We start from the raw sequence: 15166 nt of genomic DNA on the forward strand, positions 1-15166 counted from the left end.
ATAGCTCATCGGTATAATATAAAGCTGCTGTCATTCACTGATAGCAGCTTTATTTATAATTATTCTTCACAATAAGTGACAGAAATTAGCTCCTTGTTTTTGATGGATTGGGTTGCTGCATTAGCTATGCAAATAGCTCTTGCTGGTAATTCACATAGTACGCTTGGTTGTTTTTGCTGTAAGTGAGCTAAGACACTTTCAGCTTCCAATTCAATAGCACGAGTCAACCAGTAAGGGCAACGTTCATTAGGTTGACCATATTTTTGAATACCTTTACTACTTTCACGTAACGATAAATCAGCCTCGAATTCGTCATACATATTAAACTGTTGACGATGACCATTAGCGAAAGAAATGGTAACACTCGAAGTAAAGAAATTAATCAACATTGAACCAAGCTCGCCATGGATAATGATGTCCCATTTAAACAGATGATAGGCTGATCCCATTTCCAGAGAACCATAGACACCATTTTTAAATTGTAGCAATAACTGAATAACATCATGATGATCTGGTGTTTCTAAATGTGCACGATTGGTTGATTGAGCAAAAACATTCGCTACTTCACCGACTAACCAACCTAAAAGGTCTAACTCATGGATTTCATGGAATAACTTACCGCCAGTGAGTTGAATATCATTTTTCCACCAATTAGATTGAAAAATTGGATCTAACCAACGTTGTCGATTGGCACGTACAACAGTAATTTTTCCTAGAATTTGTTGTTGAATAATCTGTCTTGCCTGTTGTAAACCAGGTAAGACTCTCAAGCAATGTCCAACAAAGATCGGGCATTGTTTCTCTTTTGCTAACTGAATCAATGCTTCAGCATCTATTGGATTAATAGTGAACGGAGTTTCGATAAAAACTACACAACCATTTTGCAATGCGAGTTCAGCGATTTGTCGGTGACTATGGTTGTACGTGGCGATTAATACTAAATCAACGTGTTGTTGGGCTAATAAGCTTGATAAATCAGCATAAGCAGTAGCATCATATTTTAGTGAAAGATCTTGCGCTAAACTGATTTGTAGATCGGTGACCCCTACTAATTTAAAAGGAGATTTATTGAATACAGTTGCAAGTTGCTGCCCAAAGAAACCACAACCTACTAAGGCGACATTAATCATCTTCATTGTGATAACCTCCTATTGACTAATACGTTGGCGTAGATGGCGAAAATAAATCAATATAGTATGTTGGAAACGATTAATATCTCTCGCTTCAACAGCATCTACCCATTCTTGATAGCTTAGTGCAATTTCTGTTGGAGTAAATGGAGAAGGTGGGAGTTTATCCTCTTGCATTTGGAATATTTGCCAGAAAGCATCAAGATACTGAGAAAGTAAGGTATTTTTGATGGATTTATATGTTTGCAGATGAATTTGATATTCGGCGTCATACGCATATTGACCATCACGAGCTTGTTGTTTCATCTGCAAGCTAAGTTGCTGTAATTGTTCTACTTCTTGATCGCTGATTTTAGCAATAGCCAATGGTGCAAAGCCATATTGCAAAATCTCACGTACATCTAATATATCTAATAAATATTTGATGTTGTCTTGTAGTTGTAATTGAGTATGGAAAGCTAGGCTCTGAATCATTGGGGTTAATGATGATTCACTAATAAAAGTACCTACACCATGATGAATATCTAAAATATGTAATGCTTCCAATGATTTAACGGCTTCACGCAAACTAGAACGGCTTACATCTAATAATGTCATTAGCTCATTTTCAGTGGGCATAAGGTCGCCTGCTTTTAATCCTTTATCTAAGATCAGTTGTTTGATCTCTTCTTGTAATGCCAGATTTGTAGCTTTTTTTGTTGATTTTTTCATTTTTGTGATCTTTATCGCAGAAAATTTAAGCAAAATAAGACATCATATCTCTAAGTTTTAGACATCAGATGTCTTATCTCTGAGTTGTATAAATGGTAGCTTATTTTTAGTGACTTGTCAGTCAATAAATAAGCAACAAATAAAAAAGGAAGGCTTATGGCAACACTATCGTTAAGTCATATTTACAAACGTTATAGCAATGGTTTTGAAGCAGTAAAAGATTTCAATTTAGAAGTTGCTGATAAAGAATTTATTGCTTTAGTTGGTCCATCTGGTTGTGGGAAATCAACAACATTAAGAATGATTGCTGGTTTAGAAGATATCTCTGAAGGGGAGTTTTATATTGATGATCGTTTGGTTAATGACGTTGAACCAAAGGATAGAGATATTGCGATGGTCTTTCAATCTTATGCGCTTTATCCACACATGACTGTTTATGAAAATATGGCGTTTGCATTAAAACTGCGTAAGGTGAATAAGGCTGAAATCGATCGCAAGGTTAAAGAAGCCGCAAAAATTTTAGGTTTAGAGTCACTATTAGATCGTAAACCAAAAGCACTATCTGGTGGACAAAGACAGCGTGTTGCACTTGGTCGGACTATTGTGCGTTCACCGAAAGTCTTTTTAATGGACGAACCTTTATCTAATTTGGATGCGAAATTGCGCAGTAATATGCGTGCGGAAATTATCCGTATTCATACTCAATTAAATGCGACAACGATTTATGTAACTCACGATCAAACAGAGGCAATGACGATGGCTGATCGAATTGTCGTAATGAGTGCAGGTGTTGTGCAACAAATTGGCTCACCAAAAGAAATCTATGATCACCCTAATAACTTATTTGTTGCGGGTTTTATTGGTGCACCAACAATGAATTTTTTACATGGACGTATTCAACAAGGTAATTTTGTTACGGAAGATGGATATAGTTTTAGTATTCCAGACGATATGTATGCGGCACTTGAACATAACGGTTGGGATGGAAGAATGGTGATTTTGGGAATTCGTCCTGAGAATATTTCAAATGAACCATTACTGTTAGGTAGCTACCAAAAAGCGATGATTACAGCACCAGTGAATGTCGCTGAGTTGTTAGGTGCTGAATATATTGTGCATCTTGATGTGGGACAGCAGAGCATTAAAGCTATCGTACATTCTCGACAGCAAATTAAGATGGGACAAAGTATTACTCTCGCATTCGATATGAAAAGAGCGCATTTCTTTGATCCTGAAACTGAACAATCTCTTCTCTAATTTTCTCTCATAAGGAGCATTGTATGAAATTGAAAAGTCTTTTAACTGTTGGCGCATCAGTTGTATTAAGCAGCAGTATTTTTAGTGGTTATGCGTTGGCAGCTGATTTAGCAGGTAATATCACTGTTTGGCACTCCTTTACTCAAGGTCCTCGTTTGGAAGTTATTCAAGAAGCGGCTAATGAATTTATGAAAGAACATCCAAAAGTCAAAATCAAAATTGAAACTTTCTCTTGGAATGACTTTTACACTAAATGGACGACAGGATTTGCGTCTGGCAATGTACCAGATATGAGTACGGCATTACCAAATCAAGTAGTAGAAATGATTAATGTTGGTGCATTATTACCGGTTAATGATTTGATTGATAAGATTGGACGAGATAAGTTTTCTAAAGCTGCAATTAGTGAAGGTACAGTAGATGGAAATAACTATTCATTACCACTTTATTCCCATGCTCAAGTAATGTGGATTCGCAAAGATTTATTGAAAAAACATAATCTTGAAGTACCGAAAACATGGGATGAACTTTATCACGCAGCGAAGGTGTTAACGAAAGATGGAGTATATGGTTTATCTGTACCAATGGGAACCAATGACTTTATTGCGACAAGATTCTTAAATCTCTATGTTAGAAGTGGTGGTGGCAGTTTGTTAACTAAAGATCTTAAAGCGGATCTTACTAGCCCATTGGCGCAAGAAGGTATTAAATATTGGGTGAAGATGTATAAAGAAACTTCACCAAAAGATTCAATTAACTATGATGTATTAAAACAAGCAACACTCTATTATCAAGGTAAAACGGCGTTTGATTTTAACTCTGGTTTCCAAATTGGTGGAGTAAAAACAAATACGCCACAATTACTTGGTGAAATTGATGCTTATCCAGTACCAAAAATTCATGCGAATGATCCTGATCGTGGTTTAGAAACGGCAAATATTCCACTTGTTGTTTGGAAAACTTCTAAACATCCAGAGATTAGTAAAGCATTTATCGAAACGCTTTATCAAAAAGATCGTTATATCAAATTCTTACAATCTGTTCCTGTAGGAATGTTACCTGCTATAAAAGGTATTTCTAGTGATCCTACCTATGCGAATAATCCAATGATTAAACAATTTAGTCACGCAGAAAAAGTCATTGCTGAAGCAGTGGATAAAGGAACTGCAATTGGTTACGAACATGGTCCAACAGTACAAGGTGGATTATTAACGAACCAACATATCATTGAAGCAATGTTCCAAGACATAGTTGCAAATGGTACTGATCCGATGGTAGCAGCGAAAAAAGCTGAGAAACAACTAAATGAGTTGTTTGAAATGGTTGCACCATAATCAATAAAAGTGGGGCAGATTGCCCCACCTTCTAACCATAAATGATTTGATAGTTTTTCATTCCCACAAATGATGGGAAGGGGAGGGTTCGTGATTTCAAAAAACTATACCCGATGGATTTTTGTACTGCCTGCGTTGATAGTAGTTTCTACATTGTTTGTTTATCCATTTTTATCGAGCATTTTTTATAGTTTTACTAATAAAAACTTAATTATGCCGTATTACAAATTTGTGGGGTTTGATAACTATCGGGCAGTGTTAGGTGATCCAACATTTTGGTGGGCTTTTTTAAATTCTATTAAATGGACAGTATTTTCTTTAGTGGGGCAGATCTTAGTCGGCTTCTCTCTCGCAATGGCATTAAATCGTATTCGCCACTTGCAGTGGTTATATAAGATTTTGCTGATTATTCCTTGGGCGTTTCCAACTATTGTCATTGCTTTTTCTTGGCAATGGATTTTAAACGGAGTGTACGGTTATTTACCAAATGTGATCGTCAAATTAGGTTTAATGGATGTCGCACCTCACTTTTTATCAGATAGTACGTGGGCATTTGTTAGTTTAGTTTTCGTCAATATTTGGTTTGGTGCACCATTGATTATGGTCAATGTTCTTTCTGCATTACAGACTGTTCCACAGGAACAATATGAAGCAGCGAGAATTGATGGCGCAAATGCATGGCAAGTATTTCGCCATATTACGTTGCCACATATTAAAGTGGTTGTTGGACTACTTGTAGTACTCAGAACAGTATGGGTTTTCAATAATTTTGACATCATCTATTTGATGACCGGTGGTGGTCCAGCAAATTCAACAATGACCATTCCTATTTTGGCATACAACATGGGATGGGGAACGAAGATGTTAGGGCGTTCTTCAGCAGTGACAGTATTACTGTTTATTTTCCTCCTACTTGTATGTTTCATCTATTTCAAAGTCATTAGTCGTTGGGAAAAAGAAGGAGCTCACTCATGAAAAAGCAAAAATCAATGCTAGGTGATCTTATTTGTCATGCTTACCTAATGGTAGTGACGGTCATTGCGGTTTTCCCATTAGTTTGGATCATTATCTCTTCCGTAAAAGGCAAAGGTGAGCTAACAGGGGATCCAACGAGTTTCTGGCCAAAAGTATTCACCTTAGATTATTACCGTCATGTGATTTATGACTTAAATTTTATCGTCAATATTAAAAATAGTTTGATGATTGCGCTTAGTACCACTTTGATTGCGACGGTGATCTCTGCAATGGCAGCCTACGGTATTGTGCGATTTTTTCCAAGATTAGGGCGGATTATGTCTAAGGTATTGATTACAACCTATATTTTCCCGCCGATTTTATTAGCTATTCCTTACTCTATCGTGATGGCAAAAGTTGGATTAACAAACACTACCTTTGGTTTAGTCATTGTGTATCTCTCTTTTAGTGTGCCTTATGCAGTGTGGCTATTAGTTGGTTTTTTCCAAACTGTGCCAATTGAAATTGAGGAAGCAGCAAAAATTGATGGTGCGAATAAATTTACGGTGTTCTTTAAGATCGTGTTGCCATTAGTGGCGCCAGGTATTGTGGCAACAGCGATTTATACCTTTATCAATGCGTGGAATGAATTCCTTTATGCACTGATTTTAGTGAATGACACCAGCAAGATGACTGTAGCTGTGGCACTACGTTCATTGAATGGTGCAGAAATTCTGGATTGGGGCGATATGATGGCAGCCTCAGTATTAGTGGTTCTTCCTTCAGTACTCTTCTTCTGCTTTATTCAAAACAAAATTGCAGGTGGATTATCTGAAGGCTCTGTGAAATAAGAAATTAATTTTGAAATTACTATTCTCAAGGAGAAATAAAATGGTGAAGTATGGTGTAGTCGGAGTAGGTTATTTTGGGGCAGATTTAGCACGTTTTATGAATGAAAACGAAGATGCCAAAGTAACGGTGGTATATGATCCAGAAAATGGAAAAACAATTGCAGAAGAGTTGCAATGTGATGCTGCAAATAGTTTAGAAGAGTTGGTTAGTCGTGATGATGTAGATTGTGTGATTGTAGCGACACCAAATTATCTGCATAAAGAGCCAGTGTTGTTGGCAGCAAAACATAAAAAACACGTTTTCTGTGAAAAACCAATTGCATTGAGTTATGCCGATTGTGATGAGATGGTACGTGCTTGTGAGGAAAATGGTGTGATCTTTATGGCGGGTCATATTATGAATTTCTTTAATGGTGTACATCATGCAAAAGAACTGATTAATCAAGGTGTGATTGGTAAAGTGCTTTATTGTCATACTGCACGTAATGGTTGGGAAGATGTACAACCAAGCATTTCGTGGAAGAAGATTCGGGCTAAATCGGGTGGTCATCTTTATCACCATATTCATGAATTAGATTGTGTGCAATTTTTAATGGGGGGAATGCCGAAAACAGTTACGATGACGGCAGGGAATGTGGCTCACCAAGGTGAAAAATTTGGTGATGAAGATGATATGTTGTTCCTCAATTTAGAATTTGAAGATGGACGATTTGCAGTATTGGAATGGGGTTCAGCGTTCCGTTGGGGAGAACATTATGTCTTGATCCAAGGGGAAAAAGGAGCAATTAAACTCGATATGTATCATTGTGGCGGTACGTTACGTGTTGATGGCAAAGATACCCATTTCTTAATTCACGAAACACAAGAAGAGGATGATGATCGTACCCGTATTTATACAGGAACAGAAATGGACGGCGCTATCCAATATGGACATCCGGGTAAACGGACACCGTTATGGTTGAGTTCAGTAATGAAAAAAGAGATGAAATATCTTAATGATATTATGCATGGTATGAAGCCATCAGAAGAATTTGCCAAATTACTGACTGGGGAAGCAGCTCGTGCTGCAATCGCTACCGCTGATGCTTGCACCCGTTCACGCTATGAAAACCGTAAGGTAGAAGTCGCTGAAATTATTAATAATAAATAATCAATCAATTTCATTGCGTTAATCCAAATAGCTGTGCATTATGCCAGCTATTTTTTTGATATGTTGCTGCGCATTCGACAACGATATTCCATTTTTCAACTCACAGTCACCCGAAGTGGCTGTTGGTGTATTGTTTCTCAAACTTTTAAGAGTTGGATAAAGCTGTTTTAATAAATAAATTACAATCAGAACAACTTTCTAACTGCGTTGATCTTGGCAAAATCAGTGACTAATATTTGAGTATCTTCATTTGCGTTTTGTCCCATTGCAGCTTGTGAATTTTGATATTGCATTTTGCTTGGACGATAGCTTTTTCCTGATAAATGTAGCTCGGTGACACCTGTTTGTTGGGCGATAGTGAGGGCGTTATCTGCGTTAATACCAGCACCAGCCATAATCGAAATTTTATGTTGTGCCTGTTGTACTAACTGCGTTAATAGAGTTTGTCCTTGAGCAGCGGTTGCTGCCTGTCCTGAAGTTAAAATACGAGAACAACCTAGCTCGATTAGCTGTTGTAAAGCGTGTAGAGGATCTCGGCATAAATCAAAAGCGCGATGGAAGGTAATGTCTAAGCCGCGCGCAGATTGCATCAGCATTTTGGTGAGAGCAATATCAATTTCAGCATTAACGGTTAAAGCACCGATTACTACTCCATCGGCGCCGAGTTGTTTAGCCATTTCAATATCATCTATCATCATTTGCTGTTCATCCGCATTAAACAGAAAATCACCAGCTCGTGGACGAATCATGACATAAACCGGGATAGATAGTTTTTGCGTTGCCGCCTTGATAAGAGAATAATGCGGTGTAAGACCGCCTAAAGGTAATGCAGCACAGAGTTCTATACGATCGGCACCAGCTTGTTCAGCAATGATAGCGGACTCAATATTATCAACACAAACTTCGATTTTCATAATATGGCAATATACAAAAGGGCAGTACAATTTATCATTCGCGATCATCTACTCCAATAAGTAGGTAATGACCGTTGATATCACTAAGACTACGGAAACCAATATTAAAAATCTGGTAAGGGCGTACACGACCTTTAAGTTGGCTATAGTCGAAATTATCATGGTGATGTCCATGAAAAATTTTTTTAACACCCATACTTTCTGCTAGTTGATTTATTACCGCAAAACCTGAAGGGTGTGGCTTAGGTGCTTCATGACTGATAAGAATATCCGCTTGTTGTGTAGCAAGCGTATCAATATCAGACGGAAAGATAGAAGTCCGATGACGCAAAGGTAATCCACCTTTCCAAATTTTGTCTTGGGTGCAATATTGACAATAATGAATTGGATCGAGAAATAATGGTTTATTAGGCGGCATCCAAATTTGTCCACGAAATACACCGCCTAAACCGGCAATTTTTACCCCTTCGATTTCAGCCACTTTGCCATGCAGATTACGTTGTTTCCATTCGCTGCCCCAAATGGCTTCAAATGCAGCAACGGTTTTGCTGTCGTGGTTACCATGAATAAACCAAAGATCACAATATTGAGCAAGTTTATCGAGTTCTTTACAATCAGTCAGTTGCAAATCTCCTAGAATAATCAATGAGATAGATTGATTATTCTGGATAAATGGATAAAGGTGTTCAAAATATCCATGAGGATCGCCAGCAAAAAGAAGCATGAATTATCTATTTCTCCTTATTCTCAATAGCTTCATGAACGGATTCATCATTTAGTACACGTTCCACAATCTTTTTCACTTGGGCATAACGTTCTAAATAGCTTGGTGATTCAATTTCAATATAAGGAATATTGTATTTCTCTAATAATTTTTTCAGTAATTGTTGGAAACGTTGGCGTTGTTGTTGCGACCCTAAACTGCGCAAACCATCGTCCACCCAAGCTGTATTATTTTTCAAGAGAATGGTGACATCAAAAGGATACTCTTTGATCATTGAATCCAAGAATGGATGAGCTTTTCCTTCATATTGAATACAAAATGCTTGGGTGGTAATAAAGTCGGTATCAATAAATGCTACTTTATGCGCATGACGTAATGCGTAATCAACGTAGCGTTGATGCCCCAAAGCCATCAAAGGGTAATCGGAATATTGCATTGCTTGTTCATTACCGCCAAGTTTTTCAAATACAAATTCACGACCATATTCCCACGCTGAAGTAGTATTAAATACCGCGGCGAGTTTATTGACTAGCATTGTTTTACCGCTACTTTCTCCACCGAGAATAGCAATAGTTTTAGCAAAAAATGGGCGAACTTCTTTTGGAATAAATTTCCAATATTGGAACGGATGATTACGAATTTTTGTAGCGGATACATTAAAGAAAGCACGTTCAGGATCGACTAATACCACCTCTAAATGTAGATATTTTTCATAAGGCTCTTTATCTTGAGGTTCGCTACTAAAAACAACACTCGGCGTAAAATGTTTTTCTTTAAATAGTGCTTTAACACGAGAAGACCAATCTACCCAACCGTTTGGATAAGCAGCAATGCCATCTTCGATAAGGTGGTGGATAAAGATTTGTTTTTGTTGATATTTGAAGATTTGTTGCATCCAACGTAAGCGATCTTGCACTGTTGGCATTTTCTTCATTTTACTATCATAGAACAGTTTTAAATCGCGTTCAGTGTCGGTACAAACGATAACATGCAATTCATCCACTTTACTAAAAGCTTCATAAATCATATTAATGTGCCCTGTATGCACAGGATAAAATTTACCAAAAATCACACCAACTTGTTTATTTGGTGTATTGGAAATTTGTAGCGCGTGATGAATTGCGTTTAATTTTTTGGCACTTGGATTTTGGATTTTACCGCCAACAAGTTGATTATAGTAAGCTCGTGTAATTTGTGCTTTTTCGCAAACTTCGGCAACTTTTAGCCCTAATTGTTTACGCTTTTGCTGTAAATAAAGAAAATCAGTCATATTTTGCTCCTTTGAGAGGAAGCATAATACGCAACAAACGACTTATTGTCATTATTCTTATGTTGCTTATATTAGCCGTTTTTATCGTTTTTATGAGAAAAATGTCTTTTATATGCTACGTATTTGGTGTTTGCTGTTGTTGTAATAACGTATCCACTTTTGCTTCTAACGCAGTTAATTTTTCACGAGTACGCAGTAAAACTTGTGTTTGTACATCAAATTCTTCACGTGTAACCACATCTAATTTAGATAATTGCGCCTGTAAAACTTGTTTTAATTTTGCTTCAACGTCATTACCAATCTCTTTGATACCTTGAGGTAAATTGTTTTGTACTTGTTGGATAATTTCTTCGATTTTTTTTGGATTTAACATAAAGACCTCACATAATTTAACGGGCTAAATTGTATGAAAAAAACGGGAAATTTACTAGGCAAATCAAAGGTTTTATTTTATACTTTTTCCCGCATTCTCAGGGCGGGGCGAAATTCCCCACCGGTGGTAAGCGTAAGTAAGCCCACGAGCGTTCATACCCTGTATGAAGTCAGCAGATTTGGTGAAAATCCAAAGCCGACAGTGATAGTCTGGATGGTAGAGAATAGCGGTATCTATAAGAATTTTGAATGGCACTATTTGTTTTGCAAATAGTGTTGTTTTCTTTTCTGCCGTACTTCCCTCATTCGCCCTGATTCTGGTATCAATATTTTACTAACAAAGGAAATTACCATGAGTCAGTCAATTCTTTCTCAATTCGGCGATGCTGAACAACGTGTATTAAATGCGATTGCAGCATTGCAACAAGGCAAAGGCGTTTTAGTGCTAGATGATGAAGATCGCGAAAATGAAGGCGATTTGATTTATCCAGCTGAAACCATTACTAAAGAGCAAATGGCAAAATTAATTCGTTATGGTAGCGGTATTGTTTGCCTTTGTATTACGGATGAACTTTGCCAAAAGCTTGAGTTACCACCAATGGTGGAACACAATACCAGCGTTAACCGTACTGCATTCACTGTCACAATTGAAGCCGCAGAAGGTGTGTCTACTGGTGTTTCTGCACAAGATCGTGTGACGACTGTTAGAACGGCGGTTGCTGATGGCGCAAAACCAAGTGATTTACATCGTCCGGGACATATCTTCCCATTGCGAGCTAATGACAAAGGTGTATTGGGGCGTCGTGGTCATACCGAAGCTTCAGTTGATTTAGTGGAATTAGCAGGTTTTAAACGTGCGGGCGTGATTTGCGAAATTACTAATGATGACGGCACGATGGCACGCACTCCAGAAATTGTGAAATTCGCTTTAGCACAAGGCTATCCAGTAGTAACAATTGAGGATTTAGTGGCGTATAAGTTAAGTCATTAACCATAAATTAGCGCTACTCTTGTAAGAATAGCGCTATTTCTACTTTTTTATTGAGAATTTATCGAATCCCTTTCTCATTTAGTTCTCGATAGGCTTCACAACCTTGTTGATCTCCATTATCACAAGCTTGTCCATAATACTCTTTTGCTTTGGAGAGATTTTGCCTAACGCCATTTCCATTGCGATACATTACGCCAAGATTATATTGCGCTATGGCATGACCTTGTTCAGCTGCTTTTTGGTACCAGAATTTGGCTTGTTGATAATCTTGCTTCACACCTTGTCCTTTATCATACATTACGCCAAGAGCTAATTGAGCTAAGGCATTTCCTTGTTCAGCCAACTGTAAGGTTTGTTGAAAATCAGAAGTTTGATTTTTATCTGCGATTACGGGCGAAGGTAAAGAAATAGTGAGAATTAAGCTGATAAAAATAGTTTTAATATATTTCATTTTTAAATTCTCTGTATTTCGGATTAATTTAATATCTTTTCAACTTCACAACTCTGACCATTATTAAATATTAATTTGTTGTTATAAGAATATTTGTCATAAGACAAAATAGCACTTTCCCATATAGCATACTCATAACAAAACTTTGTTTTTATATAAATTCCTTCTCTGGTTTGGTATAAATTTGATGATTCTCTTCTAATTTCAACTTTATAAAATTCAGCTCTTGCTATTATGGAAAATAATAATGTAATAAAAAACACTCCAGAGTATTTGATTATTTTCCTCATAAGTTCCTCCTTAATTAACCCACTGACCAAAACGATTGATAAATCCTGTATGTCCTTGATAAGTAACGCGAGCTTTACCTTTACTGAAACGTTCGGCATAGTCTAGTACTGGATTAATAACCCAGTTTCCGTAAATATCCATATAGCCCCATTTCCCACCAGTACAAATATTGTTTGATAAATCTCCTCCTTGATAGACTCCTGCTAATGCTTCTTCTTCGCTAAACATTCCAACACATTTATAGTTAGGATAAATAATGTATTTACCATTAGTATCAATGAAGCCCCAAAGGTTATTTTGTGGTGATTGTACAGCTGCTCGCCCATGAGAGAAGCGTCCAGCATAGGAGAATTGGGCTGGAATGATAATTCGACCTTGTTGATCAACATAACCATATAAATTTCCATCTTGAAAAGTAGCTAACCCATCATAAAATTTTAAATTAGATGTATTAATATTATTTTTAGAAGGGTTTTTATATGAATAATTAGTATACATCTCATTCAAGGTATCCATATTTACTAATAGATGTTTTTTTATATTATTAAATAATATATTTAACTGTTCATCAGTAAGGGAGTTATATTCTTTAATATTTTTTGATGCTCTGTTAATAATTTTTTCTTTAAGGAAGAAATCCTCTGAACTTAAGTAATCCTTGAAGATAATATTGACTAATACATCAAAGTATAGACAACCTTTTTTATTATTTGATTTTTTATAGCAATTATTTACCCAAACAGTATAATTAACTAAGCCATCTCTTCCATTTTTTATTTCAGAGATAAGATCTGAGAAAGCTTGTTTTATATCAGATTGGCTAATCGGAGCCTCAATGAGGTTATTAATTTGTGATATTCTCTCTATTTCTTTCTTTTGTGATTCTATATTTTCTTTTTCTTGTTCAATTTTCTTTTTCTCATTATCAAAATTATTTTTTTGCTCTAATAATTCTATTTTTATTTTTTCTAACTGTTTTTTTTCATTTTCTAATTGTTTACTTTTTTCAAGATTTTTTAGTGATTCAATCTTCTGACAGGCTTGTAAAAAAGAACGTTTACAACTTTCATTATAATAAAACAATGCTTTTTCAGAATCGTGATCTGTATGAGTTTTAGAATCATATAACTCAGCTAATTTAAATAATGCCTCTGGATTACCCTGATTAGCTGATTTTTGAAAATAATTGATAGCCTCCTTTATCTTATTATCAGTAAGTAGAAGCTGAGCAAAAAGCTGTTGTGATTGAGGGTTTCCCTGATTTGCAGCACGCTCACAATAAGCATAGGCTAAAGATTTTTTATTATTATCTTGGAATAAAGATTCACACTCTTTTGCATCATTGCTAAAACAGCTATTTAGGCAGAGTAATATTATTATTACTGTAATAAATGTAAGTGATTTTTTTTTAATTTCTATCATTTTTTTCTATTTCTCTCTAGTTCATTTTTTTCTTCTTTTTTACTATCTTTTATAGATCTTTCAATTCTCTTTATCACATCAGTATTATTAGAAATTTTAGTATATATATTTTCTAGATTATGTTCTATTATGTTTATATTTTTGATTATATCAGGATTCTTATTAGTAAAAGAAAGTATTATGCTGATGATAAATAATATAATAGATAAAATGGTAAAAATATAAGTTGATGCTGATGTTTTTGGTTGTATAGTAGTTGGAGATCTTTGATAGTTCTCTGATTGTTCTGTAATTTTTTGGAGAATAGAATATATATGACTAATTTCATTTTTTTTCTGATGAGATAATTCTGAAAATTGTGATAAATTTAATTTGTTTAATGTTTCATTACTTTCTTTTATTATATTGAAAACAGACTTTCCTAAATCTAGAGCAATATTATCGACTTGAATTTTTTTATTTTGTTCCTCGATTTCTTCTAGTTTTTCTTCTAATTTTTTCTGTTCTAAATATATTCCTTCTTGGATTTTTTGTTGAATTTCTTTATTTATATTGGTGAGTTGATCACCAAGTTGTTTATTTTCATAGTGTAGATTGTTAATATTGTTTTTTAATGAGTCTATAATTCTGTCGTAGGACTGAGAGAAACAACCAGCAGCAATGAGTTGATCTACATTAAAAGCATGTAACTTTTTATTTCTCATTTGTGAAATAATATGATTGCTTTCTGAAAGATAAATATTATTATATAAAAAGTAGAGTTTCTTTTCTAATATATATTCTATGCTAAACTCTATCTGTTCTCTTTCATTCGCAATAATAAAAAGTATTTTTTCATTTTTAGCAGAAGAGAGAATACTATTTTCTAAAGAGTTTAATTTCATTGAGATAATCTTTAATTCTTCTATTGGTGATTCAAAAGTTTTATTTGAAATAACTTCTTTATAAGATTTTGTATCGTGATCAATAAAATTTTTGTAATGGAAACTATTTAGTTCTATTAAGGCAGATAATATATTTTTTACTGTGTCTTTATTGAAGGTAGATTTATGACATTCTATAAATGAACCAAAATAACTTCCAGGGCGAGTTTGACCTTGTTCTAAAATAGAGCGATATTCAGCAATCCCAATAATATTGTGATCGGGACGATAGGTAAGATAATATAATATACTTTTCATACCATCGTCTTTAGGATCTGGTAAACATTTACCAAATTCTTGGGGTAAATCGAAAATATTATCTAACTTTAATTGATTATGTATCCCTTGTGCTGAGAATTGACGACCTTTTGGCGTACCAACAATTCCCCATCCCAAATATTGTAGTTGGTTAGAGCTCATC

Annotated in this window: 16 protein-coding genes and 1 riboswitch; of the genes, 6 read left to right on the forward strand and 10 right to left on the reverse strand. The window is 35.4% G+C overall.

Translation table 11 applies throughout. The features are described 5' to 3' along the window. Nucleotides 1-59: 59 nt before the first annotated feature. Together NYR30_RS13170 and NYR30_RS13175 are read right to left on the reverse strand one after the other, a co-directional pair. A complete protein-coding gene (locus NYR30_RS13170) occupies nt 60-1136 on the reverse strand; it encodes a Gfo/Idh/MocA family protein (RefSeq protein ID WP_066113741.1) in 1077 nt (358 codons plus the stop codon). A 12-nt stretch (nt 1137-1148) separates the two neighbouring features. After that, a complete protein-coding gene (locus NYR30_RS13175) occupies nt 1149-1841 on the reverse strand; it encodes a FadR/GntR family transcriptional regulator (RefSeq protein ID WP_066108121.1) in 693 nt (230 codons plus the stop codon). Nucleotides 1842-1997: 156 nt separating this feature from the next. Between NYR30_RS13175 and NYR30_RS13180 the strand changes: the two genes are divergently transcribed. The 5 genes from NYR30_RS13180 (at nt 1998) to NYR30_RS13200 (ending at nt 7387) form a co-directional block, all read left to right on the forward strand. Then, entirely contained in the window at nt 1998-3098 is a 1101-nt protein-coding gene (locus NYR30_RS13180; RefSeq protein ID WP_066113739.1) for an ABC transporter ATP-binding protein, read from the forward strand. Nucleotides 3099-3121: 23 nt separating this feature from the next. After that, nucleotides 3122-4432, forward strand: a complete 1311-nt coding sequence (locus NYR30_RS13185; RefSeq protein ID WP_066113737.1) for an ABC transporter substrate-binding protein — start codon at nt 3122-3124, stop codon at nt 4430-4432. A 72-nt stretch (nt 4433-4504) separates the two neighbouring features. Continuing rightward, entirely contained in the window at nt 4505-5407 is a 903-nt protein-coding gene (locus NYR30_RS13190) for a carbohydrate ABC transporter permease (protein ID WP_066108130.1), read from the forward strand. Continuing rightward, nucleotides 5404-6237, forward strand: a complete 834-nt coding sequence (locus NYR30_RS13195; protein WP_066108133.1) for a carbohydrate ABC transporter permease — start codon at nt 5404-5406, stop codon at nt 6235-6237. Before NYR30_RS13190 ends, NYR30_RS13195 begins: the two co-directional genes overlap by 4 nt. A 40-nt stretch (nt 6238-6277) precedes the next feature. Beyond that, on the forward strand, nt 6278-7387 hold the full coding sequence (locus tag NYR30_RS13200) for a Gfo/Idh/MocA family protein (protein ID WP_066113735.1): 1110 nt from the start codon (nt 6278-6280) through the stop codon (nt 7385-7387). A gap of 185 nt (nt 7388-7572) precedes the next feature. Here the strand turns inward: NYR30_RS13200 and NYR30_RS13205 are convergent, their stop codons facing one another. The 4 genes from NYR30_RS13205 to ubiK all read right to left on the reverse strand — a co-directional run bounded on the left by NYR30_RS13205 (nt 7573) and on the right by ubiK (nt 10668). Next, nucleotides 7573-8301 (reverse strand): copper homeostasis protein CutC, encoded by a 729-nt coding sequence (locus tag NYR30_RS13205; RefSeq protein ID WP_066113753.1) that lies wholly within the window; start codon nt 8299-8301, stop codon nt 7573-7575. Between the two features lie 34 nt (nt 8302-8335). After that, nucleotides 8336-9025 carry a metallophosphoesterase family protein gene (locus NYR30_RS13210; RefSeq protein WP_066107951.1) on the reverse strand — a complete coding sequence of 230 codons (690 nt, stop codon included), beginning with the start codon at nt 9023-9025 and terminating at the stop codon, nt 8336-8338. 7 nt (nt 9026-9032) lie between these two features. After that, the gene (nadR, locus tag NYR30_RS13215) at nt 9033-10295 is read right to left on the reverse strand and encodes a multifunctional transcriptional regulator/nicotinamide-nucleotide adenylyltransferase/ribosylnicotinamide kinase NadR (RefSeq protein WP_066107948.1); all 1263 of its coding nucleotides are present in this window, start codon (nt 10293-10295) and stop codon (nt 9033-9035) included. A gap of 115 nt (nt 10296-10410) precedes the next feature. Then, nucleotides 10411-10668: a ubiquinone biosynthesis accessory factor UbiK gene (ubiK, locus tag NYR30_RS13220; RefSeq protein ID WP_066113733.1), complete on the reverse strand. Its 258-nt coding sequence runs from the start codon at nt 10666-10668 to the stop codon at nt 10411-10413. A gap of 89 nt (nt 10669-10757) precedes the next feature. Further along, nucleotides 10758-10897, forward strand: a riboswitch (FMN riboswitch). A gap of 122 nt (nt 10898-11019) precedes the next feature. Between ubiK and ribB the strand changes: the two genes are divergently transcribed. Further along, on the forward strand, nt 11020-11658 hold the full coding sequence (ribB, locus tag NYR30_RS13225) for a 3,4-dihydroxy-2-butanone-4-phosphate synthase (protein ID WP_066422337.1): 639 nt from the start codon (nt 11020-11022) through the stop codon (nt 11656-11658). 58 nt (nt 11659-11716) lie between these two features. On the opposite strand, the gene NYR30_RS13230 is transcribed toward ribB, so the two are convergent. Genes NYR30_RS13230 through NYR30_RS13245 form a run of 4 tightly spaced genes read right to left on the reverse strand, consistent with a single transcriptional unit; the run spans nt 11717 to nt 15165 of the window. Continuing rightward, complete coding sequence (locus tag NYR30_RS13230) at nt 11717-12109, reverse strand: tetratricopeptide repeat protein (protein WP_066422338.1); 393 nt, start codon at nt 12107-12109, stop codon at nt 11717-11719. A gap of 23 nt (nt 12110-12132) precedes the next feature. Then, nucleotides 12133-12399, reverse strand: coding sequence for a hypothetical protein (locus tag NYR30_RS13235; RefSeq protein ID WP_082987484.1), 267 nt, complete (start codon nt 12397-12399; stop codon nt 12133-12135). Nucleotides 12400-12409: 10 nt separating this feature from the next. Further along, nucleotides 12410-13822, reverse strand: a complete 1413-nt coding sequence (locus NYR30_RS13240; protein WP_066422339.1) for a WG repeat-containing protein — start codon at nt 13820-13822, stop codon at nt 12410-12412. Further along, nucleotides 13819-15165 (reverse strand): hypothetical protein, encoded by a 1347-nt coding sequence (locus NYR30_RS13245; protein WP_302501354.1) that lies wholly within the window; start codon nt 15163-15165, stop codon nt 13819-13821. The genes NYR30_RS13240 and NYR30_RS13245 overlap by 4 nt, the downstream gene beginning before the upstream one ends. Nucleotide 15166: the final 1 nt, after the last annotated feature.

The sequence above is a fragment of the Gallibacterium salpingitidis genome (genome assembly GCF_030517105.1).
In the GTDB taxonomy this organism is placed as follows: Bacteria; Pseudomonadota; Gammaproteobacteria; order Enterobacterales; family Pasteurellaceae; genus Gallibacterium; species Gallibacterium salpingitidis.